We start from the raw sequence: 23500 nt of genomic DNA, 5'->3' as shown, positions 1-23500 counted from the left end.
GGCATTCCGGTTCGGGGGGTGGGGGAGTTGGCCAAGCGCGAGAGAGTCCTGAGGATGTCGGTCGAGCAGCCGCTGTGGCGTGCGCTGCGGGGGTACCGGATCCTCACCCTGCTGTACGCGATCGGCCTGTTCGTCAGCGCGTACGACGAGTTCGCCCGCCCCTGGGTCGCCATCGGCTACTTCGCCGTACTGACCGTGTGGACGTTCGCGACCCTCCCGAAGGTCGCGAACGCGGCGGCCTGCACCAAGCCTTTCCTCGCCGCCGACCTGACCATAGCGCTGGTCGGCATCCTGCTCACCCGGTTCGCCGACTCGGCGGCGCACATCGAGGCGGGCAGTCCCACGCTGCCCTCGATATGGACGGCCGGCTCGGTGCTGGCCTTCGCCATCAAGGGCGGCTGGCGCTGGGCGGCCTTCGCCTCCACCCTGGTCGCCGTCGGCAACCTGGTGCACCGCGGCTCCCCGACCCGGGACACCGTCCACGCGGTGATCCTCGTCTGGGTCGCCTCCATCGCCATCGGCTACGTCGTCGAGGTCGCCCGGGCCTCCGAGCGCACCCTCGCCCGCGCCCTGGAGATCGAGGCCGCGACCAGGGAACGCGAGCGGCTGGCCCGGGACATCCACGACAGCGTGCTCCAGGTGCTGGCCATGGTGCAGCGGCGCGGTGCCGTCATCGGCGGCGAGGCGGCCGAACTGGGCCGGCTGGCGGGCGAGCAGGAGGTGGCGCTGCGCACGCTGGTCTCCGGCGGCCTCACCCCCGTGTCGCGAGTGTCGGAGGACGCGGCGGAGGGCGCCCTCGTCCGGGCCGTGGAGGAGGAGGCGGACCAGGACGGGCCGCTGGACCTGCGCTCGCTGCTCGCTTCCTACGCCGGTTCCCGGGTCAGCCTCGCCGAGCCGGGGGCGCCCGTGGTGCTGCCCCGGGCCTCCGCGCGGGAGCTGGCGGCGGCCGTCGGGGCCGCCTTGGACAATGTGCGCAGGCACGCGGGCGAGCAGGCACGCGCGTGGATCCTGGTGGAGGACGAGCCCGACGCGGTCATCGTCACCGTCCGGGACGACGGACCCGGCATCCCCGAGGGACGGCTCGCGCAGGCCGAGGGCGAGGGGCGGCTCGGGGTCGCCCTGTCGATCCGGGGCCGGCTGCGCGACATCGGGGGCAGCGCGGAGCTGATCTCCGTGCCCGGACAGGGCACGGAAGTGGAACTGAAGGTACCGAAGCAGATGTCCCGGGGGACGCGATGAGCGAGCAGGCCGGCACGATCAAGGTCATGGTGGTCGACGACCACCCCATGTGGCGCGACGCCGTCGCCCGGGACCTCGCCGAGTCCGGGTTCGAGGTGGTCGCCACGGCGGGCGACGGCGAGCAGGCCGTGCGCCGCGCCAAGGCCGCCGCCCCCGACGTCCTCGTCCTCGACCTGAACCTGCCCGCCAAGCCCGGCGTCCAGGTCTGCAAGGAACTCGTCGGCCACAACCCGGCCCTGCGCGTCCTCGTCCTGTCGGCCAGCGGCGAGCACGCCGACGTGCTGGAGGCCGTGAAGTCCGGCGCCACCGGCTACCTGCTGAAGTCCGCCTCCACGGAGGAACTCCTGGACGCGGTCCGCCGTACCGCCGTCGGCGACCCGGTGTTCACCCCGGGCCTCGCCGGGCTCGTCCTCGGCGAGTACCGCCGCCTCGCCTCCGAGCCCGCGCCCACCGGCCGGGACACCGACCAGCCGGGCGCCCCGCAGCTCACCGAGCGGGAGACCGAGGTGCTGCGGCTGGTAGCCAAGGGCCTGAGCTACAAGCAGATAGCCGAGCGTCTCGTCATCTCCCACCGGACCGTGCAGAACCACGTCCAGAACACCCTCGGCAAGCTCCAGCTGCACAATCGCGTGGAACTCGTTCGGTACGCCATCGAGCGCGGACTTGACGACGCGTAAACCAACCGCCTGACGTTTCACCGGAATTGCGGCTCCGACCCATCCCTGAGTGACCTGGATCACTATTAGCGTGGCCTCACCAGGCAACCGCGGCGAAGGGACATTTCCATGCGGGTCGGAGTACTGACCGGAGGCGGCGACTGCCCCGGGCTCAACGCCGTCATCCGGGCCGTCGTCCGCAAGGGCGTACAGGAGTACGGCTACGAGTTCACCGGCTTCCGGGACGGCTGGCGCGGTCCGCTCGACGGGGACACCGTGCGCCTCGACATCCCCGCCGTGCGCGGCATCCTGCCCCGCGGCGGCACTATCCTCGGCTCCTCGCGCACCAACCCCCTCAAGCACGAGGACGGCATCCGCCGGATCAAGGAGAACCTCGCCAAGCAGGAGGTCGACGCGCTCATCACGATCGGCGGCGAGGACACCCTCGGGGTGGCCGCGCGGCTGTCGGACGAGTATGGCGTGCCCTGCGTCGGCGTCCCCAAGACCATCGACAACGACCTGTCCGCCACCGACTACACCTTCGGCTTCGACACCGCCGTCGGCATCGCGACCGAGGCCATCGACCGGCTGCACACCACCGCCGAGTCCCACATGCGCGTTCTCGTCGTCGAGGTGATGGGCCGTCACGCCGGATGGATCGCCATCCACTCCGGGCTCGCGGGCGGCGCCAACGTCATCCTCATCCCCGAGCAGCGCTTCGACGTCGACAAGGTGTGCGGGTGGGTGACCTCCCGCTTCAAGGCGTCGTACGCGCCCATCGTGGTCGTCGCCGAGGGCGCGATGCCCAAGGACGGCGACATGGTCCTCAAGGACGAGTCGCTGGACTCCTTCGGGCACGTCCGGCTCTCGGGCGTCGGCGAGTGGCTGGCCAAGGAGATCGAGCGGCGCACCGGCAAGGAGGCGCGGACGACCGTTCTCGGCCATGTCCAGCGCGGCGGCACTCCCAGCGCGTTCGACCGCTGGCTCGCCACCCGGTTCGGGCTGCACGCCATCGAGGCCGTCCGCGACGGCGACTTCGGCAAGATGGTCGCCCTGCGCGGCACGGACATCGTCCGCGTCCCGATCGGGGAGGCGACGGCGAAGCTGAAGACCGTGGACCCGAAACTGTACGAGGAAGTCGGGGTCTTCTTCGGCTGATACCCGGCTGATACCCGACCGGCACGCCCGGGTTATGGGCCGTATATTCGGCCCATAACCCACCAGAAGGGGAGCCTCCTCGTGGAGATCCTGGCTTTCGGCGTGCAAGCGGACGAGAAACCCCTGATCGAGCAGGCCTTCCAGGGCCACCACGAGGTCCGCTGCCTCGACGTCTTCCTCAACGAGGACACCGCTCCCATCGCGGCCGGCTACGAGATCGTCTCCACCAGCGTCAACGCCGACCTCGGCGCGCGCGTCCTGCGGATCCTCGCCGCCGGCGGCACGCGGATGGTCGCCCAGCGCTCCACCGGCTTCAACAACATCGACCTCGACGTGGCGGAGCGGCTCGGCATGACGGTCGCCCGGGTCTCGTACTACTCGCCGTACTCCGTCGCCGAGTTCGCCTGGACCCTCGCCATGGCCGTCAACCGCCGTGTCGTGCGCGCCTCCATCCGCACCCGGGACTTCGACTTCCGGCTCGACGGACTGATGGGCCGCGACATGTACGGCCGTACCGCGGGCGTCCTCGGCACCGGGAAGATCGGTGAGGCCTTCGCGCGGATCGCCCACGGCTTCGGCATGCGGCTGCTCGGCTGGGACATCGCCGAGAACCCCGGCTGCCTGGAACTCGGCATGAAGTACGTCCCCAAGGAACAGCTCCTCGCCGAGTCCGACCTGGTCAGCCTGCACGTCCCGTTGATGCCCGAGACCCAGCGGCTGATCGACGCCGCCGCCCTGCGGGCGATGCGGGACGACGCGATCCTGGTGAACTCCAGCCGCGGCGGCCTGATCGACACCGCGGCCCTCGTCACCGAACTGCGCGCCGGCCGCTTCCTGGGCGTGGGGCTCGACGTGTACGAGGCGGAGGCGGGCCTGTTCTTTTTCGACAGGTCCCTGGAGGCGATCGAGGACGACACCCTGGCCCGCCTGGTCACCTTCCCCAACGTCCTGGTCACCTCCCACCAGGCGTACTACACCGTGGACGCCGTCGGCCAGATCGTCGACGCCACGGTGCGGAACGTCCTCGACTACACGGCCGGCCGCCGCTCGGAGAACGTGCTGGTGCCGCGGAGCTGACCGACCAGGTCCCGGACGATCGCGGCGCCGTTCAGCGTCAGCACGGACTCGGGGTGGAACTGGACCCCGGCGAAGCCCGGACCGCGCAGCGCGTGGACCTCGTACGCCGTGCTGCGGCTGATCTCGACGCCGTGCGCGGCCAGTTCCCCGGCCGCCTCGTCGTCGCAGCGGGCCACGAAGCTGTTGTAGAAGCCGACGGTCTCCGCCCGCCCGAACAGGTCGACCGTCGTCTGGGCGCCCTGGAACGGCACCTCCTTCCGGACGATCTCCAGGCCCAGCTCGGCCGCGATCAGCTCATGGCCCAGACAGACGCCGAGCACGCCGTGCCGGTTCTCGCGGATCACCTCGGCGGTGAGGCCGCGCAGAAAGCGCATCTTGGGGTCCTCGGTGTCGGACGGGTCCCCCGGGCCGGGGCCGAGGACGAGCGGGCCCGCATGGGCGAGGACCGCCTGGCGCAGGCCGGGCTCGTCGTAGCGCCGGACGGTGACGTCCAGGCCGCCGGCCCGCAACACGTGCGCGAGCATCGCGGTGAAGGTGTCCTCGGCGTCGACGACGAGCGCGTGCCCGGAGAGGTCCTCGGCCCGTTCCTGCATCCGCAGCCAGAAGGGGGCGAGGGAGGCCCGGCGCCCGTCGAGAGCGGCACGCACGCGTGGATCGTCGGACAGCCGCGGCCGTACGGCTTCGGCGCGTGCCCGCCCCGCACGGACCCCCAGCGCCGCCAGCACGCCCGCCGCCTTCGCGTGGGTCTCCTCGACCTCGCTCGCCGGGTCCGAGCCACGGACCAGGGTCGCGCCGACCGGCACGCGCAGGTGGCCGCCGGCGGAGATGTCGGCGGTGCGGATGAGGATGGGGGAGTCCAGGGTCTGCGCCCCGCCGGAGTCCCGGCCGAGCAGCGCCAGGGCGCCCGCGTAGTAGCCGCGCCCACCGACCTCGTGCCGCTCAATGACCCGGCAGGCGTTCTGCACGGGCGACCCGGTCACGGTGGCCGCGAACATGGTCTCCCGCAGCACCTCCCGCGCGTCCAGCGAGGACTTGCCGCGCAACTCGTACTCGGTGTGCGCGAGATGGGCCATCTCCTTGAGCCGGGGCCCCACGACGACCCCGCCCATGTCCCCGACCGTGCACATCATCTTGAGCTCCTCGTCGACGACCATCGACAGCTCCTCGATCTCCTTGCCGTCGGCGAGGAAGCCGAGCAGATGCTCGGGGGTGGGGCCCTCGGCGGGATAGCGGTACGTCCCGCTGATCGGGTTCATGACGACCGTGCCGCCGGACATCCGCACGTGCACCTCGGGGCTCGCGCCGACGAGGGTCCGCTCCCCGGTGTGCACGACGAAGGTCCAGTAGGCACCCCGCTCACCCTTCAGCAGCCGCCGGAACAGGGCGAGGGCGTCCGCGCGGGAGAATCCCGGGATCTCGCCCTCGTACGTCCGCCGGATCACGAAGTTCGCGCCCTCGCCGCGCCCGATCTCCTCCCGCAGCACACGGCCGACGATCTCGGCGTACTCCTCGTCCCCGACGTCGAAGCCGCCGCCCCGTACCCGGACCTCGTGAGCGGGGAGCTGCTCCAGCGCCTGCGCGAGCGGGATGTCGTAGCGCTCCTCGGGGACCAGCACCGTCAGCGGGGTGCCGTCGTCGCGGACGTCGAAGCCGCGCTCGCGGATCTGGCGGAAGGGGACGAGCGCGAGCCCCTCGTCGGGGAGGTCGGCGAGACGGTCGTGGTCGCCGACCGGGCCGAGGAACACCTCCACGGTGTTCTCGTCGTGTCCCGGAGTGCGGCGGCGCAGCAGGGCGAACGGGCGGGGATCGTCCAGCAAGCCGAGCAGGTTCATGGTCCGTGCTCCTTCTCAGGGGGAGAGGAGCGCGCCGCCGGAAAACACCGAAGGCCGCCCCTCGGGCGGCCTTCGCGAAGTCTTGAGTACGCGCAGTCAGCGGGCCGCCGGAGAAGCGGTCCACCACCAGTTCTGGATCGAGTGCGCGAACATGCCCCGAACCCTAGCGCCTGTCCGGCGGATCATGCCAGCGTCGCGGGGTCTGACGCGCCCATCTGCGGCGTTGTCGTCGGTTGCCGACGCTCCGCGTCGCCGCCCTCCTCCGCCTTGCAGCTGGACCCGCCAGACCCCGCTCACCTGCGCCTTCGAGCGCCGCTTGCTCCAGCCGGCCTGATCCGCCGGACAGGCGCTAGCGCATGAGCAGCAGATCCAGGGCGCGGTCGAGATAGTGGGTCAGTTCCTCGTCGTCCGGGAGGGTGGCCGGGACGGCGTGGGCGAGTTGGGCGTGGCCCAGGTAGACCGTGTAGGCGAGCAGGCCGCGGCGTCGTGCCTCCGGGACGGGGAAGCCGGCCTCCTCGAACTGCTGCGCGACGTAGGCGACGCGGCGCTCGGTGACGCGTTCGAGCGCCGCCCGCACCCGCGGGTCGTCGGCGGTGGCCAGCAGCGAGACCTCCAGCGGGTCCTCGACGCTCGACCGGATCGCCTCGCCGAACAGCAGCCGCAGCCGCCGCTCCGGGTCGGGCTCGGCCTCCAGCGCGGTGATGATCGCCTCCGTCTCGGTCTCGGCCCAGCGTTCGAGCGCGGCCTCGATCAGGGCGTCCCGGTTGGCGAAGTGCCAGTAGAAGCTGCCCTTGGTGGTGCCGAGGCGGACGGCGAGGGGCTCCACGGCGACGGCGGCGAGTCCGCCCTCGCTCATCGCGGCGAGCGCCGCGTCGGCCCAGTCGCTCGCGCTGAGCCGGGGCTTGCCGGTGGTCTTCCGAGGACGTTGCACCATGACCATACGGTACCGTACGGTGGAACATACGCCAGCGTATGGAGGTGCGCGATGACTGCGATACGCAACATCCACGAGCGCGTGATCGAGGCCCCGGCGACCGCCGTCGGCCCCCTGCTGGACCGGCTCTCCGCCGCCGACGACCCACTCTTCCCGGCACCGGCCTGGGAGCCGATGCTCTTCGACCGCCCACTCGCCGTAGGGGCGACCGGCGGTCACGGCCCGGTCCGCTACGGCGTCTCGGCCTACGAGCCGGGCCGACGCGTCCGCTTCGACTTCAGCCCGCCGGACAACGGCTTCCACGAGATCTCCGTCGAACCCCTCGGCGACGCCCGCTGCCGGATCCGGCACGTCCTTGAGCAGGACATGCGGGGCGCCGACCTGCTGGCCTGGGTGCTGGCCGTGAAGGTGCTCCACAACGTGATCGTGGAGGAGCTCTTCGACAACGCCGAGCGGGCGGCCACCGGCTCCGTCGCCCGGCCGGTGCGCTGGTCGCCGTACGTGCGGCTGTGCAACCGCCTGATCTGGCCGCGGGCGAAGGCGGCCGCCGCACCCGAGGGCGCCCGGCTGATCCGTACCGCCCTCGAGCAGCCCGCGTACACGGACACGTACGCGATCGAACTGCTCCCCGGCATGCCCCGCGACCCGGGGGCCTGGGCCGGTGTCCTCGGCTTCCCGGAGCTGACCCGCTCCGAGGCCGAACTGCTGCAGAAAGTCCTGGCCGGCGGCCTGACCGCCCGCGCCTCGATCCACGTCGGCGCCCGCGAGGTCACCCTCAACACCGCCGTCCGCGCCGACACCCTGCCCGCACGGCTCTACTGGGGCCTCGCACGGCCGTTCCACCCCTTCATGGCCCGGCGCGCGCTGCGCCGCGAACACCGCCGGCTGGCCCTCGCCGTGGCTCCGGCCGGAGTGCGGGCACGGAACGGACATCCTGTCTCAATGGGTGAGCGGGCGGCAGGGCTCCGGACATGACCCCGTAATGTTGACGTCGTGACCGTGAACGCTAAGACCAGCGCGAGCGCTGGCAACACCTGGCGAAACCTGCCCGCGGCGCAGCAGCCCGAGTACCCCGACACCGAGGCTCTGCGCGCAGTGATCGCGGACCTCGAGTCGTATCCGCCGCTCGTCTTCGCGGGCGAGTGCGACCAGCTGCGCGCCCGGATGGCGGCCGTCGCCAAGGGAGAGGCGTTCCTCCTCCAGGGTGGCGACTGCGCCGAGGCCTTCGACGCGGTGTCCGCCGACCAGATCCGCAACAAGCTCAAGACCCTGCTCCAGATGGGCGCCGTGCTGACGTACGCCGCCTCTGTCCCGGTCGTGAAGGTCGGCCGGATCGCCGGCCAGTACTCCAAGCCGCGCTCCAAGGGCACCGAGACCCGCGACGGCGTGACCCTGCCGACGTACCGCGGCGACTCGGTCAACGGCTTCGACTTCAACGAGGCCGCCCGCGTCCCGGACCCCGAGCGTCTGAAGCGGATGTACAACGCCTCCGCCTCCACGCTCAACCTGGTGCGCGCCTTCACCACCGGCGGCTACGCCGACCTGCGCCAGGTGCACGCCTGGAACCAGGACTTCGTGAAGTCGTCCCCGTCCGGCCAGCGCTACGAGCAGCTCGCCCGCGAGATCGACCAGGCGCTCAACTTCATGCACGCCTGCGGGGCCGACCCGGAGGAGTTCAAGACGGTCGAGTTCTACTCCTCGCACGAGGCGCTGCTGCTGGACTACGAGTCGGCGCTGACCCGCGTCGACTCGCGCACCGGACAGCTGTACGACGTCTCCGCGCACATGGTGTGGATCGGTGAGCGCACCCGGCAGCTGGACCACGCGCACATCGAGTTCGCCTCGAAGATCCGCAACCCGATCGGCATCAAGCTCGGCCCGACGACGACGGCCGAGGAGGCGCTGCAGTACATCGAGCGCCTGGACCCGGACCGCGAGCCCGGCCGGCTGACCTTCATCGTCCGCATGGGCGCCGACAAGGTCCGGGACAAGCTCCCGGAGCTGATCGAGAAGGTCACCGCCTCCGGTGCCACCGTGGCCTGGGTGACCGACCCGATGCACGGCAACACCTTCGAGGCGGCCTCCGGCCACAAGACCCGCCGCTTCGACGACGTGCTCGACGAGGTCAAGGGCTTCTTCGAGGTCCACAAGGGCCTCGGCACCCACCCGGGCGGCATCCATGTCGAGCTCACCGGTGACGACGTCACCGAGTGCGTGGGCGGCGGCGACGAGATCTTCGTCGACGACCTGCACCAGCGCTACGAGACGGCCTGCGACCCCCGCCTGAACCGCAGCCAGTCGCTTGACCTGGCCTTCCTGGTCGCGGAGATGTACAGGGACCAGTAGCCGGTTCGGCTGTTACAGCAGAGCAGTGTGGGGTGCGGATCACATTCGATCCGCACCCCACAGCACTTTTATGGCTCCTGTGAGCCGGGTAAGGTTAGGTTAGCCTCACCGATCAAGGGGATGGCACATCGATCCCACCGGGAGGTGAACCGCGTGTACGTCTGCAGTTGCTTCGGCATCACCGAGCAGCAGGTCAAGAAGCACGCGGAGGACGGTGCCTGCACCCCCCGCCAGATAGCGTCGGCCTGCAAGGCGGGCACGGACTGCGGTTCGTGCGTACGCCGTATCCAGGCGATCCTGGGCCGGGGCGCGTGCCCCCGCCGTGAGCTGGCCGACCAGGGCAAGCCGGTGCTCACCGACCTGGCGGACGCCGCCTAGTCGAGGCCCTAGCTCGGCTGCTCGATCTGCTGGGCCAGGTACAGCGCCTCGCCGAGCTTGTCGATCAGTTCCAGCTGGGTGTCCAGGTAGTCGATGTGGTGCTCCTCGTCCTCGAGGATCGACTCGAAGAGGTTCGCCGACGTGATGTCGCCCTTGTTGCGCATCACCTCGATCCCGCGCTTGAGGCGGTCGATCGCCTCCACCTCCACCTGCCGGTCCGCCTGGAACATCTCGGTGACGGTCTGGCCCACCCGGACATGGAAGAGCCGCTGGTAGTTGGGCAGCCCGTCCAGCATCAGGATGCGCTCGGTGATCTTGTCCGCGTGCTTCATCTCATCGATGGACTCTTCACGCGTGTACTTGGCGAGCTTGGTCCAGCCCTTGTTGTCCTGGATCCGGTAGTGCAGCCAGTACTGGTTGATCGCCGTCAGCTCGCCGGTGAGCTGCTCGTTAAGGAACTCGATGACCTCGGGGTCGCCCTGCATCGCAGAGGCTCCTTCCAAGTGAAGGGGGGAACTGGCAGGTTGCGCCGCATCCTTGCACCGGTCTCGAAGATCGTCCAGTAAGTCTTCACTTAGTAAGTAAGTGCATGCTTAGTTCGTTTTCAGCTGTTTCGACCGCTTCGGCGGGCGGCTGGTCAAGGGCACTGCCTCAGGTCTGTCAGGATGGATACATGGGTCAGCCGGTGGAGAGCGCATCTGGAGGAGCGGCACAGCCGGAGCTTCCGCCGGGGCAGCGTCTGCAGCGCGGCTGGCCGGTCACCCACTACGGGCCGGTCCCCAAGTTCCGCCCCGAGCGCTGGGAGTTCAGGGTCTTCGGCGCCACCGCCGACGGCGAGAAGCACTGCTGGAACCACGAGGAGTTCGCGGCCCTGCCGTACACCACCGTCGTGGCCGATCTGCACTGCGTCACCAAGTTCAGCATGCTCGGCGCCGAGTGGGGCGGGATTCCCGCCCGGACGATCCTGGAGCTTGCCCCGCCCGCCGCGGCCGTCACCCATGTGATGGTGTGGGCCGAGTACGGCTTCAGCTCGAACCTGCGCCTGGAGGACTTCGCCGACGCGCGCACCATCTTCGCCACCCACAAGGACGGCGAACTGCTCACCGCCGAGCACGGCTTCCCGCTGCGGCTCGTCGTCCCCCACCTCTACGCCTGGAAGGGGCCCAAGTGGGTCCGGGGCGTGGAGTACATGACCGCGGACCGGCGCGGCTTCTGGGAGGAGCGCGGGTACCACAACATCGGTGACCCGTGGAAGGAGCAGCGGTACTCCTACCAGGAGGAGCCGGGAGACGGGCCCGAGCTGTAGCTACGGCGTCGACATCTCCCTGAGCTTCTTCAGCCGCTCCACGTCCGCCGCGTGCCCCTCCTTGCCGCCGGGCGTCTCGATGATCAGCGGTACGCCCTCGGTGGCGGGGTGGGTCATCAGCGCACGGAACGGGTCCTCGCCGATGTGTCCTGCGCCAATGTTCGCGTGGCGGTCCTTGTGTGCGCCGACCACATCCTTGGAGTCATTGGCGTGGATCAGCTTCAGCCGGCCCTCGCCGACCGTGTCCACCAGCAGATCGAGCGTCTGATGCATCCCGCTCGGCCCGGTCAGATCGTGTCCGGCGGCGAAGATGTGACAGGTGTCCAGGCACACGCCCAGCTTCGGGTGGGCGTCCAGGGCCTCGAAGTACGGCCCGAAGTCCCAGGTGCGCGAGCACAGCGAGAAACCCTGCCCCGCGGTGGACTCCAGCAGCAGGAACGGGTCGTCGTCGTGGGTCAGCTCGTCGAGCAGCGGCAGCAGGTGCTCCCGCACCTGCTTCAGCGCCACCGAGCGGTCCCGGCCGCCGGTCGCGCTGCCCGTGTGCACGACCACGCCCAGCGCCCCGATCGCCCGTCCGCGCCGCAGTGAGTGCCGTAGCGACTCCACCGACTTCTCGACCGTCGCCTCGGTGTGCGAACCGAAGTTGATCAGGTACGGGGCATGGACGTACGCCGGTATCGACTCCTCCGCGCAGGCGGCGCGGAACGCCTCGTCCTGCCGGGGGTTCCCGGCCGGGGTGGCCCAGCCGCGCGGGTTGGCGACGAAGACCTGCACGGTCTCCGCCTTGAGGTCACGGGCGTAGGTCAGGCCGACGGAGTTCAGGCCGCCGGCCACGGGGACATGGCCGCCTACGGGATTGCGGAGCGGTCGCCGGGTCATCGGTTCGTGGTCACCGGATCTCGATCGTGATCGTCGAGCCCTTCGGCGCGGTCTCGCCGCCCTCGACGGACTGGCTCTCGACGGTGTCGCCGAAGAGCCCCAGCAGCCCGCGGTCCTCGTCGACCTCGAAGCCCGCGGCCTCCAGCTCCGCCTTGGCGTCGTCGACGTTGTCGCCGGTGACGTCCGGGACCTCGACCATCTCCGGGCCCTTGGACAGCGTCAGCGTCACCGTCTCACCCGTGACGACCTCGGTGCCGGCCTCCGGGTCCAGCGCGGCGACCTCGCCCTTGTCGTACTCGGAGGAGGTCACCTGCTCCGCGGCGACCCGCACCTTCAGGCCCGCCTCCTCCAGCTCGGCCCTCGCGTCCTCCAGGCTGTCGCCGAGCACGTCCGGCACGTCGACCGGGGCGCCCTTGCTGACGACCAGCGCGACGGCGGAGCCCGAGCGGCGCTCGGTGCCCGCCTCGGGGTCCGTAGAGATCACGAAGCCCTTGGGGACGGAGTCGCTGAACTCCCGGGTCACCATCCCCGGCTCCAGTCCCCCGTCCCTCAGCAGCCCGCGCGCCTTGTCCAGACGGTGGCCCGTCAGGTCCGGGACCTTCACGACCTCCGGCCCCTTGGAGATCGTCAGGTTCACCGAGTCGTTGTGCCGGATCCGGCTGCCCGCGGCGGGGTCGGTGCTGATGACCTGACCGCGCTTGACGGTGTCGCTGTAGGCGAGCTCGACCTTGCCGAGCTCCAGACCGGCGTCCGCCAGCCGGTCCTCGGCCTGCGCCTCCGTCTTGGTCAGCAGCGCCGGGACCTTGGTGAACTGGCCGGAGTTGATGTACCAGACACCCGCGCCGACGCCGAGGACGAGCAGGACGGCGACCACGAGGGCGAGGGGACCGCGCCGGGAGGATCTCGGGCCGGGCCGGTTGGACGGAGGCAGCGGCGCGCTCTCCAGGCGGCTCGTGTGGAAGCGCTGCTCTTCCTCCTCGTTGACCGGCAGGGGGCGCGGCACCGTGAGGGAACGCGGGATCACGCTGGTGCGGTCCTCGGCGCTGTCGTGCTCGGCGGAGAGCGCCTGCGGGGGCAGCGCGTCCAGCTGCTCGGCGCCGAGCGCGGCACGGGTGTCGCGGGCCTCGGCGAGCAGGGCGACCGCGTCGTACGGGCGGACGTCCGGGGTGCGCGCGGTGGCCGAGGCGACCAGCGCGTCCAGCTCGTACGCGAGGCCCGGGACGACGGCCGAGGGCGGGGGCACGTCCTCGTGCAGGTGCTTGTAGAGCACGATCGCGGGGGATTCGCCGCTGTGCGGCTGCTGGCCGGTGAGCATCTCGTACAGGACGACACCGCACGCGTACACGTCGACGCGGGCGTCGGCGGTGCCGGGCTGGTCGATCTGCTCGGGGGCGAGATAGGCGACGGTGCCGAGGACGGCACCGCTGGTGTTGGTGACCGTGTCCACGGAGCGCACGAGCCCGAAGTCGGCGACCTTGACCCGGCCGTCGTCCCCGATGAGCACGTTCTCCGGCTTCATGTCCCGGTGCACGAAACCGGCCCGGTGCGCGGCGCCCAGCGCGGCGAGGACCGGCTCCAGGATGTCCAGGGCGGCGCGGGGCTGCAGGGCCCCGCGGTCGCGCAGCACGTCACGCAGGGTGCAGCCGGCGACGTACTCCATGGCCAGGTAGACGTACGACCCATCGGTGCCCTGGTCGAAGACCTGGACGACATTGGGGTGCGCGAGCCGGGCGACCGACTTGGCCTCCCGGATGAACCGCTCCACGAAGGTCGCGTCGGCCGCGAGGCCGGGATGCATCACCTTCAGCGCGAGCACGCGGTCGAGCCGGGTGTCCACGGCCCGGTAGACCGTGGCCATCCCGCCGACGGCGATCCGCGCTTCCACGCGATAACGTCCGTCGAGCACCTGCCCGACCAGCGGGTCCTGAAGGGTCGTATCCACGCAGGCGAGTGTACGAGCAGCGACCGACACGGCCGGCTTTCAGTCCGGGATAGGGGCGGTACTGAAGCCGACCTGTGACGCAACCCACGCTTCGTCAGAACGCGGGCCGCTCCGGATCCAGCACCGCCCGGCCCTCGACCGGTGACGAGGCCTCCGCGAAGTGGCGGCGCGGGATCCGGCCCGCCCGGTGCGCGAGACGCCCGGCCTCCACCGCGTGGCGCATGGCGTCGGCCATCAGGACCGGCTCCTTCGCCCGCGTCACCGCCGAGGCGAGCATCACACCCGCGCAGCCCAGCTCCATCGCCAGTGCCGCGTCGGAGGCCGTGCCGGCGCCCGCGTCCAGGATCACCGGCACACGCGCGTGCTCCACGATCAGCTGGAAGTTGTGCGGGTTGCGGATCCCGAGGCCGGAGCCGATGGGGGAGCCCAGCGGCATGATCGCCGCGCAGCCCACGTCCTCCAGCCTCCGGGCCAGCACGGGGTCGTCGTTCGTGTACGGCAGCACCGTGAAGCCGTCGTCCACCAGCGTCTCCGCCGCGTCCAGCAGCTCGATGGGGTCCGGCAGCAGGGTCCGCTCGTCGGCGATGACCTCCAGCTTGATCAGGTCGGTGCCGAGCGCCTCCCGCGCGAGACGGGCGGTCAGGACGGCCTCCCCGGCCGTGAAGCACCCGGCCGTGTTCGGGAGCACCCGGATGCCGAGCTTTTCCAGCACCGACAGCACGGATCCGTGCACCGAGGCGTCCACCCGCCGCATCGCGACGGTGGTCAGCTCCGTTCCGGACGCCACGAGCGCCCGCTCCAGCACCTCCAGGCTGGGCGCACCGCCGGTGCCCATGATCAGCCGGGACGAGAAGGACGTACCGCCGAGGACAAAGGGATCGTCGGCCATGGGTCAGCCTCCTTGGACGGCGGTGAGGACCTCGACCCGGTCCCCCTCGGAGAGGGAGGTCGAGGACCACTGCGCGCGCGGGACGACGGTTTCGTTGAGCGCGGCGGCCACTCCGGAGGGCGCCGCGGTGAGGGACTTCACGAGCGTGTCGAGAGCCGTGCCGGGCTCGACCGACCGCCGCTCGCCGTTGACCGAGATGTTCATACGGGCTGCTCCGTGAGGGCGAACTGCGGGGCGAATCGCTTCGGGCTGAACGGACGGGCCTCGTCGGTGAGTTCACCCGTGGCCAGGGCATGGGCGAGGGCGTCACCGGTGACCGGTGTCAGCAGCACGCCGTTGCGGTAGTGGCCCGTGGCCAGCAGCAGGCCGTCCAGCTCCGTCGGGCCGAGCAGCGGCGCGTTGTCCGGTGACCCGGGGCGCAGCCCCGCGCGGGTCTCCGTCAGCGGCAGCTCGGTGATCCCGGGCATCAGCTCGTGCGCGTCGCGCAGCAGCTCGTACACGCCTCCCGCGGTCACCGTGGTGTCCCAGCCGAGTTCCTCGCTGGTCGCGCCGACCACCAGCTCGCCGTTCTCCCGCGGCACCAGGTAGACCTGGCTGCCGCGCACCACCGCGCGGACGGTCCGGCTCAGGAACGGCGCGTGCCGCCGCGGCACGGTCAGCCGCAGCACCTGCCCCTTCACGGGCCGCACGGGCGGCAGTACGGCGTCGGGGACACCGGCGAGGCGTCGGCTCAGGCTCCCGGCGGCCAGGACCACCTGCCCGGCCGCCGGCTCCTCTCCCCCGCGCGTGACGACGCCCGCCGCCCGGTCCCCGGTCACGACGAGCCGCTCGGCCCAGTCCCGGTGGAAGACCACCCCGGCCCGCTCGCACGCGGTCACCAGCGCCCCCGCCAGCCGGCGCGGGTCGATCTGGTGGTCGCCGTCCACCCGCAGCCCGCCGCGCACGCTCGGCGCGAGCATCGGCTCCAGACGCCGGCAGTCCCGCCCCGACAGCCACTCGGAGTCGAGCCCCGACTCCCGCTGCAGCGCGTGCAGTTCCCGCAGGTGCGCCCGGTCGTCGGCGTCCAGCGCGACCGCGAGGGTGCCGCACTGCCGGTAGCCGAGGTCCTGACCGGTGAGGTCGCCGAGCTCGGCCGCGAAGTCGGGATAGCGGCGGGCCGAGGCCAGATTCAGGCCGAGCAGCGTCTGCTCGCCGTAGTGCAGTTCCGTGACGGCGGCCAGCATTCCGGCCGCCACCTGGGCGGCGCCGCCGCCCGGCTCGGGGTCCAGCACGGCCGTGGAGAAGCCGCGCTGAGCCGCTCTCCAGGCCGTGACCAGGCCGATGATCCCGCCCCCGATGACAAGGACGTCTGACGTTCGCGTACGCGACATGGGCGTCCAGCCCCTCCCTTCGCCGGCATGACCCGGATCAGGTTCGTACGGTCGGAGGCCGCCAGCCTCCCTCTCAGCCCGGTGCGTCCGGGCTCCCGCGAGTGCTCTACGTTGGCCACCCTAGCCGCCCGCCGTATGTCTCAGTAAGGGAGCCTCCGCCCGTGGCCCGCTCGCTCGACGGTCTCGTCCTCGCCCCTGTCGCCGATCAGGCCCCAGGTCAGGTGGGCACCCGCACCCGGTTCACGTACCACGAGAAGAACGGTGAGATCTGGGCCGAGTACGCGGGCGGCGATGTCGTACGCGGGCATCTGGTGGGTAGGCGGGAGGGTGACCGGCTGGACTTCCGGTACGTGCAGCTCAAGCACGACGGGACCACCTCGTCGGGGCACTGTGTGTCGACCGTGGTGGAGCTGCCCGACGGGCGCGTGCGCCTGGAGGAGACCTGGGAGTGGGAGTCCCAGCCGGGATCCGGGACCAGCGTTGTGGAGCAGGTCACGCGGCACGACGGCTGACTGACAGATTGTCAGTTGGCTAGGGTGATCAGGTGAGCGAGCAGAAGACGTCGCAGCGGACGGTGGTGGTGGTCGGCGCCGGCATGGCCGGGGTCCAGACCGCGGTCGCCCTGCGCGAACAGGGCTTCACGGGCACGGTGACCGTGATCGGCGCCGAGCCGCACCAGCCCTACGACCGGCCCCCGCTGTCCAAGGCCGTGCTGCTCGGCAAGGCCGAGGACTCCGCCTTCGACGTGGACTTCGAGGCGCTCGGCATCGACCTGCGACTCGGCCGCGAGGTCCTGGGCGTGCGCCCCGCCGACCATGAGCTGGACACCGCCGAGGGGCCCGTGGCGTACGACGGTCTCGTCCTCGCCACCGGTGCCGAACCGATCCGGCTGCCCGGCGCCGAGGGCGTCCCCGGAGTGCATCTGCTGCGCACCCTCGACGACGCCGAGCGGCTGCGGCCGGTGCTCGCCCGGCAGCACGACATCGTGGTGGTCGGGGCCGGCTGGATCGGCGCCGAGTTCGCCACCGCCGCGCGCGAGGCCGGCTGCACGGTGACGGTCGTCGAGGCCGCCGACCGGCCGCTCGCGGGCGCGCTGCCCGCCGACGTGGCCGCGCCGATGACCGCCTGGTACGCCGACAGCGGCGCCGAACTGCGCACCCACGCGCGCGTGGCCCACGTCGAGCCCGGCGAGGTCGTCCTCGACGACGGCTCGCGGCTGCCCGCGGGCGCCGTCGTGGTCGGCATCGGCGCCCGGCCCGCCACCGCCTGGCTGGCGGGCTCGGGCATCGAACTCGGCGCGTACGGCGAGGTCGTCGCCGACGACCGGCTGCGCACCTCGGTGCCGGACGTCCACGCGGTCGGCGACTGCGCCTCCTTCCCCTCGGCCCGGTACGGCGAGCGGCTCCTCGTCCACCACTGGGACAACGCCCTCCAGGGCCCGCGCACGGTGGCCGCCGACATCATCGGCGAGACCCCGCTGGTCTACGACCCGGTCCCGTACTTCTGGTCCGAGCAGTTCGGCCGCTTCGTCCAGTACGCCGGACACCACGCCTCCGCCGACCTCACGGTGTGGCGCGGCGACCCCTCCGGCCCCGCCTGGAGCGTCTGCTGGCTGCGCGAGGGCCGGCTGGTCGCCCTGCTGGCGGTCGGCAGGCCCCGGGACCTGGCGCAGGGCCGCAAGCTGATCGAGGCGGGCACGCAGATGGACCCGACGCTGCTGGAGGACCCGGCCAGGCCGCTGAAATCGGCGGTCGCGTAGCCGCCGTCCGGCCTGGTCGGAGCCGTCTGGCTTCCTGATGTCAGTGCGGGATGGCAGGCTTGTTTCCGTGACCGAGATTGACGCAAAGATCGATGCTCTCGTCCCCGCCTGGCTCACCCTCCCCGACATCGCCGAAATGCTCGGCGTCGAGGTGACACGTGTGCGGCAGCTGGTCAAGGAGGGCCAGCTCATCGCCGTACGCCGTGGTGAGAACCGTGCGCTGCACGTCCCCGCCGCCTTCATCGACGGGGCCGAGCAGAAGGTCGTCAAGGGCCTGGCCGGCACTCTGACGCTGCTCCGGGACGACGGCTTCACCGACGAAGAGATGCTGGAGTGGCTCTTCACTCCCGACGAGAGCCTGCCCGGCACCCCCGCGCAGGCCCTGAGCGAGAATCGCGGCACGGAGGTGAAGCGCCGCGCCCAGGCGCTCGCCGTCTGACCTGATCAACAGTCCCGGTGCACGGGCCACGGCCGGTCCGCGGCCCGTGCACCACCCAGCACGGGGGAACACGTATGCCTGCCACCGCCCGAGACCAGTTCGCCGACGCCCGGCTGTACCTCTGCACGGACGCCCGCAAGCGCCAGGGCGACCTCGCCGAGTTCCTGGACGCGGCCCTGGCGGGCGGTGTCGACATCGTGCAGCTGCGGGACAAGGGGATGGAGGCCGCCGAGGAGCTGGAGCACCTGGCGGTCCTCGCCGAGGCCTGCGCGCGCCACGGCAAGCTGCTCGCGGTCAACGACCGCGCGGACGTGGCCCACGCCGCGGGCGCCGACGTGCTGCACCTCGGCCAGGGCGACCTGCCGGTTCCGGCCGCCCGCGCGATCCTCGGCGAGGACGTCGTCATCGGCCGCTCCACGCACGCGCAGTCCGAGGCGGAGGCGGCGGCCGCCCAGGAGGGCGTGGACTACTTCTGCACCGGCCCCTGCTGGCCCACCCCGACCAAGCCCGGCCGGTACGCCCCGGGTCTGGACCTCGTCCGGCACACCGCTGCCCTCGGCACCGACCGTCCCTGGTTCGCCATCGGCGGCATCGACCTGGGCAACCTCGACGAGGTGCTCGACGCGGGCGCCCGCCGGGTCGTCGTCGTACGGGCGATCACCGAGGCGGACGACCCGGGTGCCGCCGCGGCGGAGTTCTCGAAGCGGCTGCGGCAGGCTCGGTAGCCCTCAGCGGCCGCGGTTTGTCCAAGGGCTGGACAACAACCGGACAAATCGGGCAAATACCCGGCGTTCGGTTGGGGGACCGACGCCCCCTGGCTAACCTGCGGGTATGGCCCTCGGCACCGCATCCACCAGGTCGGACCACGCTCGTACCGTGCGCGAGATGCTCGCGACCGGCAAGACGACGTACTCGTTCGAGTTCTACGCCCCGAAGACCCCGAAGGGCGAGCGGAACCTGTGGAACGCGCTGCGCCGGGTCGAGGCCGTGGCGCCCGACTTCGTCTCCGTGACCTACGGCGCGGGCGGCACCACCCGCGCCGGCACGGTCAAGGCGACCGAGGCCATCGCCTCCGACACCACGCTCACCCCGATCGCCCACCTCACCGCCGTCGACCACTCGGTGGCCGACCTGCGCAACATCATCGGGCAGTACGCGGACGCCGGGATCCGCAACATGCTGGCGCTGCGCGGCGACCCGCCCGGCGACCCCATGGGCGACTGGGTGCCGCATCCCCAGGGCCTCGCCTACGCGGCCGAGCTCGTCGAGCTGATCAAGGCCTCCGGTGACTTCTGCGTGGGCGTCGCGGCCTTCCCCGCGATGCACCCGCGCTCGGCGGAGTGGGAGACGGACGTCCGGCACTTCGTGGACAAGTGCCGGGCCGGCGCGGACTACGCGATCACTCAGATGTTCTTCGAGCCGGAGGACTATCTGCGGCTGCGCGACCGGGTCGCGGCGGCCGGCTGCGAGACCCCGATCATCCCCGAGATCATGCCCATCGCCAGCGTGAAGACCCTGGAACGCATCCCGTCCCTCACCAACGCGGCCTTCCCGGCGGCCCTGAAAGAGCGGATCCTCACAGCCAAAGACGATCCGGCCGCTGTACGCTCCATTGGCATCGAGTTCGCCACGGAGTTCTGCGCGCGGCTGCTGGCCGAGGGAGTGCCCGGTCTGCACTTCATCACGCTCAACAACTCCACGGCGACACTGGAGATCTACGAGAACCTGGGTCTGCACCATCCTCCGCAGGCCTAGACCGGCCACACCGCTGTACGACACACTGCGTAACGGCCACTGGGAGAGGGGCGTACATGGGCTGGACGGTCCTCTACATCGCGTTCGGCGTCGTCGCGCTGTGGCTGCTGGGCGAGGTGCTGCTGCAGTACAAGGCACGCCTGCGCTGGCGGCTGCTCGCCTTCGGCGGCTTCCTCGGCGTCGTCGGCGGGGTACTGATCTCGCAGGTGATCGTCATCGGTCTGGGTGCCGCCGCCTTCGCGGTCGGCCAGACCTACGTCACGCTGTCGTTCCGCCGCGGCTTCGCCTCCGGCTGGGCGGTGAACGCTCCGGCGCTGGCCGGCAGCAAGCGCCGCCGCGGTGAGCCGGACCACCAGGACCCGACCCTGGAGGTCTCCGACCTCGAGGCGGGCGAGGGCCACTTCGGCGAGGACGAGCGCTACGGCGGCGACCGCGCGGGCTACGGCCAGGACGAGGCCTACGACCGCGACGACGTCTTCACTCCCTCCCGTGCCGCGGAGCCTTCGGCCGCCGAGACCACCGCGGTCTACGAACCGCAGCCCATGCCGGACGACACCGGCTCCTACGGCGTCTACGGCACGACCCCGGACCCCTCCTACCAGCCGCAGGAGCAGTACGCGACGGCCGCCCAGGGCGAGCAGTCCTACGGCTACGACGGCTACACCGGGTACGACCAGCAGCAGTACGGCTACGACACCACCGGTCAGCAGCAGTACGCCGCCTACTCCGACCCGTACATCGGCACCCAGACCTACGGCGGCGGCTCGTACGACACCGGCTACGGCCAGCAGTACGGCCAGCAGGGCTACGCCCAGGACCAGTACGTCACCGGCACCTACACCGGCGAGACCCCGCCCGGCGGGGTGTGGGTCCCGCAGCAGCGCAGCACCGAGGACCCCTACGGCGGCGAACTCCCGCCGGAGCAGCCGTATCCGTACCAGGGCGGCCAGGGGCAGCAGGGTGGCGGGTACGACGAGCAGTACCGCTTCTGAGCGATCTTCACCGGGGGGCGCGAGAGCTGTGACGGCTCTCGCGCCCCTTGTCATTGAGAGCCCTGGAAGTCCGGGCCCTCCACGATCAGACCGGCGACCAGCGCGCCCGACATGCCCGCGTGGGGGAGTCCGCCGCCGGGGTGCGACCAGCCGCCGACGCTGAACAGGCCGGGCATCCGGGTGCTGTTGGCCGGGTACAGAAACGCCCCCTCCGCCGCGGCCAGCGCGGGCGCGGGCACTCCGCCGCCCTCGGCGCCGGTCTCCGCGCGGGTGTGCACCGGCGTACGGACCTCACGCCACAGCGTCCGCTCGCGCAGTCCCGGTATCGCGCGCTCGGCCGCCTCCACCATCCGGTCCGCGAAGGAGTCGGCGGCGCCCGGGGCCGTCCAGTCGTAGCGCGTCTGGGAGGGCACCGTCGCGGTGAGCACCATCGACTCGTGCTCCTCGTCGGGCCGCAGTGCGGGGTCGTCGGGGCGGCCGACGCGGACGGTCGGCCGCGCGGGCGGCTCACCGAGCGCGAGGGCGCCCAACTCGGCCTGCCGGTCCGGGGTGTGCACCACCGTCAGATGCGCGGCCCCCGCCTCGCGCGCACCGCGCAGGGCGAGACAGACCACGACCCGGCCGGGGGAGGACCCCTCGGGCCGGGGCTGGACGTCCCCCACGCCGTACAGTTCCCGGCCGCGCGCCAGGTCGCCGAGCCGCCACGGCCCGCCGCCGATGACGAGATCAGCCTCCGTCACCGTGCCGTCGGCGAGCTCCAGTCCCGCCGCCCGGCCGTCCTTCTCCACCACCCCGGTCACCTCGGCGCCGAAATGGAACTCCACCTTCCGGGCCAGGCACCGCTCGTACAGTGCGCGCGCCAACTCCCGGATGCCGCCCCGCACATACCAGGTGCCGAAGGCGTGCTCCATGTACGGCAGGACGGCCGCGCTCGCCGGAGCGGCCTCGGGATCCAGACCGTGGGCGAGGGCGTGGCTCTCCAGCAGTGCCGTCAGCCGGGGGTCGCGCAGCTCCCAGGCGCCGATCTCGGCGAGAGTGGTGGCCCTTCGGGTACGGAGCAGCCGCTTGTGGGGGACCGCCGGATAGGGCTCGCGCTCGGCCAGCACCTGCCAGTTGGGCCACAGCGGCTCCTCCAGGAGCGGCCTGCGGCTGCGGTCCCACGCCTCGCGGGCCCGCACCAGGAAGTCGCCCCAGCGTCCGCCCGCGCCCGCGCCGAGCGCCGCGTCCAGGGCCGCGACGACGCCCGCGCGGGAGGCGTTCGGCAGCGCGAACTCCGTGCCGTCCGCGAACACATGCCGTGACGAGGGGTCGACCTGGACCAGCTCGACGCAGTCCTCCAGGGGCTCCTTGCCGGTCTTGACGAACACATCGCGCCAGACCGCGGGCAGGGGCAGCAGGCCGGGGCCGGTGTCGAAGGAGAAGCCGTCCCGCTCGAAGCGGCGCACCGCTCCGCCGTAGGTCTCCGTACGCTCGTACACCGCCACCCGGTGGCCCGCGACGGCCAGCCGGGCAGCGGCCGCCATCGCGCCCGTCCCGGCGCCGATCACCGCAATCCGTGCCATGTCAGGGACTTTATCCGCCGCCACTGACAGTCACGGCGGCGGAGGCCGCTCGGGCCGCGCGGCCAGTCGTCGCTCCTCCCGGCGCTGGGCCCTGCGCCGCAGGAACCGGCGGATGCGCGAGGCGAGGAAGAACAGCACACCGAGACCGGCGAGCAGCAGCACCCCGGCGATGATCGCGGCCGCCTCCGGGTTGAACATCGCGAAGGTGACGATCGCGCCGACGCCGAGGTCCTCGGCCAGGCTCACGATCACGTTGCTGAACGGCTCCGGGGAGGTGTTCACCGCCATCCGCGTCCCGGCCTTCACCGCGTGGCTGGCCAGCGCCGAGGAACCGCCGACCAGGCCCGCCGCCACGTCCGACAGCGATCCGCTCTGCCCGGCGAGCAGCGCGCCGATCCAGGCGCCGGCGACCGGACGGATCACCGTGTGCACCGAGTCCCACGCGGAGTCGACGTACGGGATCTTGTCGGCGACCGCCTCGCACAGGAACAACACGCCCGCCGCGATCAGCACCTCGGGGCGCTGGAGCGACTCGGGGACCTCCTCGCTCACCCCGGTCGCGCCGAAGACGCCGAGGAGCAGCACCACCGCGTACGCGTTGATGCCGCTGGCCCAGCCGCTCGTGAAGACGAGGGGGAGTACCGACACGGACGCGATCGTAACCAGGCGGGGCCCGGCCGTCGTGGGCCCGGGCGCGCAGGACTGAGTACGGGTACCTAGGCGCGGAGATGAGTACGCGCGCGGATGGGGTACGACCTGCGGGAACGAGAGAGTGGAGGCACGGAGAAAGGGACCGGCTCCGGCACCGGCGACACGGGGCGCCGGAACGGAGCCGCCCCTGGATCCGCTCCTTCCGCCGGCCCGCGCGTCGGCGGAAGCGAGACACGGGGAACCCGGGGGAAACGACCGGACGGGGGACCGACGGGGGACACGGGGGACAACGGGGGCGTACGACGGAAGCGCCGGTTCGCGGTGGCACGCGGGGGA

General features: G+C 71.7%; 25 protein-coding genes and 1 riboswitch. Of the genes, 14 read left to right on the top strand and 11 right to left on the bottom strand.

Features of this window, described 5'->3' with window-relative positions; translation table 11 throughout:
* Positions 1-27 precede the first annotated feature (27 nt).
* The 4 genes from macS (at position 28) to AC068Z_RS30855 (ending at position 4130) form a co-directional block, all read left to right on the top strand.
* Positions 28-1239 carry a MacS family sensor histidine kinase gene (macS, locus tag AC068Z_RS30870; RefSeq protein ID WP_478562870.1) on the top strand — a complete coding sequence of 404 codons (1212 nt, stop codon included), beginning with the start codon at positions 28-30 and terminating at the stop codon, positions 1237-1239.
* A complete protein-coding gene (locus AC068Z_RS30865; protein WP_478562867.1) occupies positions 1236-1916 on the top strand; it encodes a response regulator in 681 nt (226 codons plus the stop codon). The genes macS and AC068Z_RS30865 overlap by 4 nt, the downstream gene beginning before the upstream one ends.
* Before the next feature lie 108 nt (positions 1917-2024).
* On the top strand, positions 2025-3053 hold the full coding sequence (locus tag AC068Z_RS30860; protein ID WP_478562865.1) for a 6-phosphofructokinase: 1029 nt from the start codon (positions 2025-2027) through the stop codon (positions 3051-3053).
* Between the two features lie 81 nt (positions 3054-3134).
* On the top strand, positions 3135-4130 hold the full coding sequence (locus AC068Z_RS30855) for a 2-hydroxyacid dehydrogenase (protein ID WP_478562862.1): 996 nt from the start codon (positions 3135-3137) through the stop codon (positions 4128-4130).
* Here the strand turns inward: AC068Z_RS30855 and AC068Z_RS30850 are convergent.
* The 3 genes from AC068Z_RS30850 to AC068Z_RS30840 all read right to left on the bottom strand — a co-directional run bounded on the left by AC068Z_RS30850 (position 4082) and on the right by AC068Z_RS30840 (position 6902).
* Complete coding sequence (locus tag AC068Z_RS30850; protein ID WP_478562859.1) at positions 4082-5962, bottom strand: anthranilate synthase family protein; 1881 nt, start codon at positions 5960-5962, stop codon at positions 4082-4084. The genes AC068Z_RS30855 and AC068Z_RS30850 overlap by 49 nt on opposite strands.
* A gap of 96 nt (positions 5963-6058) precedes the next feature.
* Positions 6059-6115 (bottom strand): trp operon leader peptide, encoded by a 57-nt coding sequence (locus AC068Z_RS30845; RefSeq protein WP_189697087.1) that lies wholly within the window; start codon positions 6113-6115, stop codon positions 6059-6061.
* Between the two features lie 196 nt (positions 6116-6311).
* On the bottom strand, positions 6312-6902 hold the full coding sequence (locus AC068Z_RS30840; RefSeq protein ID WP_478562856.1) for a TetR/AcrR family transcriptional regulator: 591 nt from the start codon (positions 6900-6902) through the stop codon (positions 6312-6314).
* A gap of 45 nt (positions 6903-6947) precedes the next feature.
* Between AC068Z_RS30840 and AC068Z_RS30835 the strand changes: the two genes are divergently transcribed.
* The 3 genes from AC068Z_RS30835 to AC068Z_RS30825 all read left to right on the top strand — a co-directional run bounded on the left by AC068Z_RS30835 (position 6948) and on the right by AC068Z_RS30825 (position 9620).
* A complete protein-coding gene (locus tag AC068Z_RS30835) occupies positions 6948-7871 on the top strand; it encodes a DUF2867 domain-containing protein (RefSeq protein ID WP_478562853.1) in 924 nt (307 codons plus the stop codon).
* Positions 7872-7889: 18 nt separating this feature from the next.
* On the top strand, positions 7890-9242 hold the full coding sequence (locus AC068Z_RS30830) for a class II 3-deoxy-7-phosphoheptulonate synthase (protein ID WP_478562850.1): 1353 nt from the start codon (positions 7890-7892) through the stop codon (positions 9240-9242).
* 144 nt (positions 9243-9386) lie between these two features.
* Positions 9387-9620, top strand: coding sequence for a (2Fe-2S)-binding protein (locus AC068Z_RS30825; RefSeq protein ID WP_451731187.1), 234 nt, complete (start codon positions 9387-9389; stop codon positions 9618-9620).
* An 8-nt stretch (positions 9621-9628) separates the two neighbouring features.
* Here AC068Z_RS30825 and bfr read toward each other — a convergent pair whose 3' ends face one another.
* The gene (bfr, locus tag AC068Z_RS30820; RefSeq protein WP_451731078.1) at positions 9629-10105 is read right to left on the bottom strand and encodes a bacterioferritin; all 477 of its coding nucleotides are present in this window, start codon (positions 10103-10105) and stop codon (positions 9629-9631) included.
* A gap of 188 nt (positions 10106-10293) precedes the next feature.
* Between bfr and AC068Z_RS30815 the strand changes: the two genes are divergently transcribed.
* The gene (locus AC068Z_RS30815; RefSeq protein WP_478562845.1) at positions 10294-10926 is read left to right on the top strand and encodes a sulfite oxidase-like oxidoreductase; all 633 of its coding nucleotides are present in this window, start codon (positions 10294-10296) and stop codon (positions 10924-10926) included.
* Here AC068Z_RS30815 and AC068Z_RS30810 read toward each other — a convergent pair whose 3' ends face one another.
* The 5 genes from AC068Z_RS30810 to thiO all read right to left on the bottom strand — a co-directional run bounded on the left by AC068Z_RS30810 (position 10927) and on the right by thiO (position 16006).
* Complete coding sequence (locus AC068Z_RS30810) at positions 10927-11805, bottom strand: deoxyribonuclease IV (RefSeq protein WP_478562842.1); 879 nt, start codon at positions 11803-11805, stop codon at positions 10927-10929.
* Positions 11806-11815: 10 nt separating this feature from the next.
* Positions 11816-13747, bottom strand: a complete 1932-nt coding sequence (pknB, locus tag AC068Z_RS30805; protein ID WP_478562839.1) for a Stk1 family PASTA domain-containing Ser/Thr kinase — start codon at positions 13745-13747, stop codon at positions 11816-11818.
* 94 nt (positions 13748-13841) lie between these two features.
* Positions 13842-14636: a thiazole synthase gene (locus AC068Z_RS30800; protein WP_478562836.1), complete on the bottom strand. Its 795-nt coding sequence runs from the start codon at positions 14634-14636 to the stop codon at positions 13842-13844.
* 3 nt (positions 14637-14639) lie between these two features.
* Entirely contained in the window at positions 14640-14840 is a 201-nt protein-coding gene (thiS, locus tag AC068Z_RS30795; RefSeq protein ID WP_478562833.1) for a sulfur carrier protein ThiS, read from the bottom strand.
* Positions 14837-16006 carry a glycine oxidase ThiO gene (thiO, locus tag AC068Z_RS30790; RefSeq protein ID WP_478562830.1) on the bottom strand — a complete coding sequence of 390 codons (1170 nt, stop codon included), beginning with the start codon at positions 16004-16006 and terminating at the stop codon, positions 14837-14839. Before thiO ends, thiS begins: the two co-directional genes overlap by 4 nt.
* Positions 16004-16115: riboswitch (TPP riboswitch) on the bottom strand. (Overlaps the previous gene by 3 nt.)
* A 52-nt stretch (positions 16116-16167) precedes the next feature.
* Here thiO and AC068Z_RS30785 point away from each other — a divergent pair.
* The 6 genes from AC068Z_RS30785 to AC068Z_RS30760 all read left to right on the top strand — a co-directional run bounded on the left by AC068Z_RS30785 (position 16168) and on the right by AC068Z_RS30760 (position 20951).
* Positions 16168-16518 (top strand): avidin-fold protein, encoded by a 351-nt coding sequence (locus tag AC068Z_RS30785; RefSeq protein WP_478562827.1) that lies wholly within the window; start codon positions 16168-16170, stop codon positions 16516-16518.
* Between the two features lie 83 nt (positions 16519-16601).
* Positions 16602-17765 carry an NAD(P)/FAD-dependent oxidoreductase gene (locus AC068Z_RS30780; RefSeq protein WP_478562998.1) on the top strand — a complete coding sequence of 388 codons (1164 nt, stop codon included), beginning with the start codon at positions 16602-16604 and terminating at the stop codon, positions 17763-17765.
* 67 nt (positions 17766-17832) lie between these two features.
* Complete coding sequence (locus AC068Z_RS30775; RefSeq protein WP_478562825.1) at positions 17833-18204, top strand: Rv2175c family DNA-binding protein; 372 nt, start codon at positions 17833-17835, stop codon at positions 18202-18204.
* A gap of 74 nt (positions 18205-18278) precedes the next feature.
* Complete coding sequence (thiE, locus tag AC068Z_RS30770) at positions 18279-18929, top strand: thiamine phosphate synthase (protein ID WP_478562822.1); 651 nt, start codon at positions 18279-18281, stop codon at positions 18927-18929.
* A gap of 106 nt (positions 18930-19035) precedes the next feature.
* On the top strand, positions 19036-19959 hold the full coding sequence (metF, locus tag AC068Z_RS30765; RefSeq protein ID WP_478562819.1) for a methylenetetrahydrofolate reductase [NAD(P)H]: 924 nt from the start codon (positions 19036-19038) through the stop codon (positions 19957-19959).
* A gap of 56 nt (positions 19960-20015) precedes the next feature.
* Entirely contained in the window at positions 20016-20951 is a 936-nt protein-coding gene (locus AC068Z_RS30760) for an SCO2102 family sporulation regulator (RefSeq protein WP_478562816.1), read from the top strand.
* A 50-nt stretch (positions 20952-21001) separates the two neighbouring features.
* Here the strand turns inward: AC068Z_RS30760 and AC068Z_RS30755 are convergent, their stop codons facing one another.
* Positions 21002-22513, bottom strand: coding sequence for a phytoene desaturase family protein (locus AC068Z_RS30755; protein WP_478562813.1), 1512 nt, complete (start codon positions 22511-22513; stop codon positions 21002-21004).
* Positions 22514-22543: 30 nt separating this feature from the next.
* Positions 22544-23161 (bottom strand): DUF4126 domain-containing protein, encoded by a 618-nt coding sequence (locus AC068Z_RS30750; protein ID WP_478562810.1) that lies wholly within the window; start codon positions 23159-23161, stop codon positions 22544-22546.
* Between the last annotated feature and the right edge of the window lie 339 nt (positions 23162-23500).

The sequence above is a fragment of the Streptomyces sp. NPDC043726 genome, from assembly GCF_056436565.1.
Note: the sequence above shows the minus strand (reverse complement) of the source record. Positions and strands in the feature narration are given on the sequence as shown.

What these genes read in the sequence shown, in the direction of transcription:
- AC068Z_RS30865 (WP_478562867.1), top strand. Translation starts at nt 1,236, where the DNA reads ATGAGCGAGCAGGCCGGCACGATCAAGGTCATGGTGGTCGACGACCAC.
- AC068Z_RS30860 (WP_478562865.1), top strand. Translation starts at nt 2,025, where the DNA reads ATGCGGGTCGGAGTACTGACCGGAGGCGGCGACTGCCCCGGGCTCAAC.
- AC068Z_RS30850 (WP_478562859.1), bottom strand. Translation starts at nt 5,962, where the DNA reads ATGAACCTGCTCGGCTTGCTGGACGATCCCCGCCCGTTCGCCCTGCTG.
- AC068Z_RS30840 (WP_478562856.1), bottom strand. Translation starts at nt 6,902, where the DNA reads ATGGTCATGGTGCAACGTCCTCGGAAGACCACCGGCAAGCCCCGGCTC.
- AC068Z_RS30835 (WP_478562853.1), top strand. Translation starts at nt 6,948, where the DNA reads ATGACTGCGATACGCAACATCCACGAGCGCGTGATCGAGGCCCCGGCG.
- bfr (WP_451731078.1), bottom strand. Translation starts at nt 10,105, where the DNA reads ATGCAGGGCGACCCCGAGGTCATCGAGTTCCTTAACGAGCAGCTCACC.
- AC068Z_RS30815 (WP_478562845.1), top strand. Translation starts at nt 10,294, where the DNA reads ATGGGTCAGCCGGTGGAGAGCGCATCTGGAGGAGCGGCACAGCCGGAG.
- AC068Z_RS30810 (WP_478562842.1), bottom strand. Translation starts at nt 11,805, where the DNA reads ATGACCCGGCGACCGCTCCGCAATCCCGTAGGCGGCCATGTCCCCGTG.
- AC068Z_RS30800 (WP_478562836.1), bottom strand. Translation starts at nt 14,636, where the DNA reads ATGGCCGACGATCCCTTTGTCCTCGGCGGTACGTCCTTCTCGTCCCGG.
- thiS (WP_478562833.1), bottom strand. Translation starts at nt 14,840, where the DNA reads ATGAACATCTCGGTCAACGGCGAGCGGCGGTCGGTCGAGCCCGGCACG.
- thiO (WP_478562830.1), bottom strand. Translation starts at nt 16,006, where the DNA reads ATGTCGCGTACGCGAACGTCAGACGTCCTTGTCATCGGGGGCGGGATC.
- AC068Z_RS30780 (WP_478562998.1), top strand. Translation starts at nt 16,602, where the DNA reads ATGGCCGGGGTCCAGACCGCGGTCGCCCTGCGCGAACAGGGCTTCACG.
- thiE (WP_478562822.1), top strand. Translation starts at nt 18,279, where the DNA reads ATGCCTGCCACCGCCCGAGACCAGTTCGCCGACGCCCGGCTGTACCTC.
- metF (WP_478562819.1), top strand. Translation starts at nt 19,036, where the DNA reads ATGGCCCTCGGCACCGCATCCACCAGGTCGGACCACGCTCGTACCGTG.
- AC068Z_RS30760 (WP_478562816.1), top strand. Translation starts at nt 20,016, where the DNA reads ATGGGCTGGACGGTCCTCTACATCGCGTTCGGCGTCGTCGCGCTGTGG.
- AC068Z_RS30755 (WP_478562813.1), bottom strand. Translation starts at nt 22,513, where the DNA reads ATGGCACGGATTGCGGTGATCGGCGCCGGGACGGGCGCGATGGCGGCC.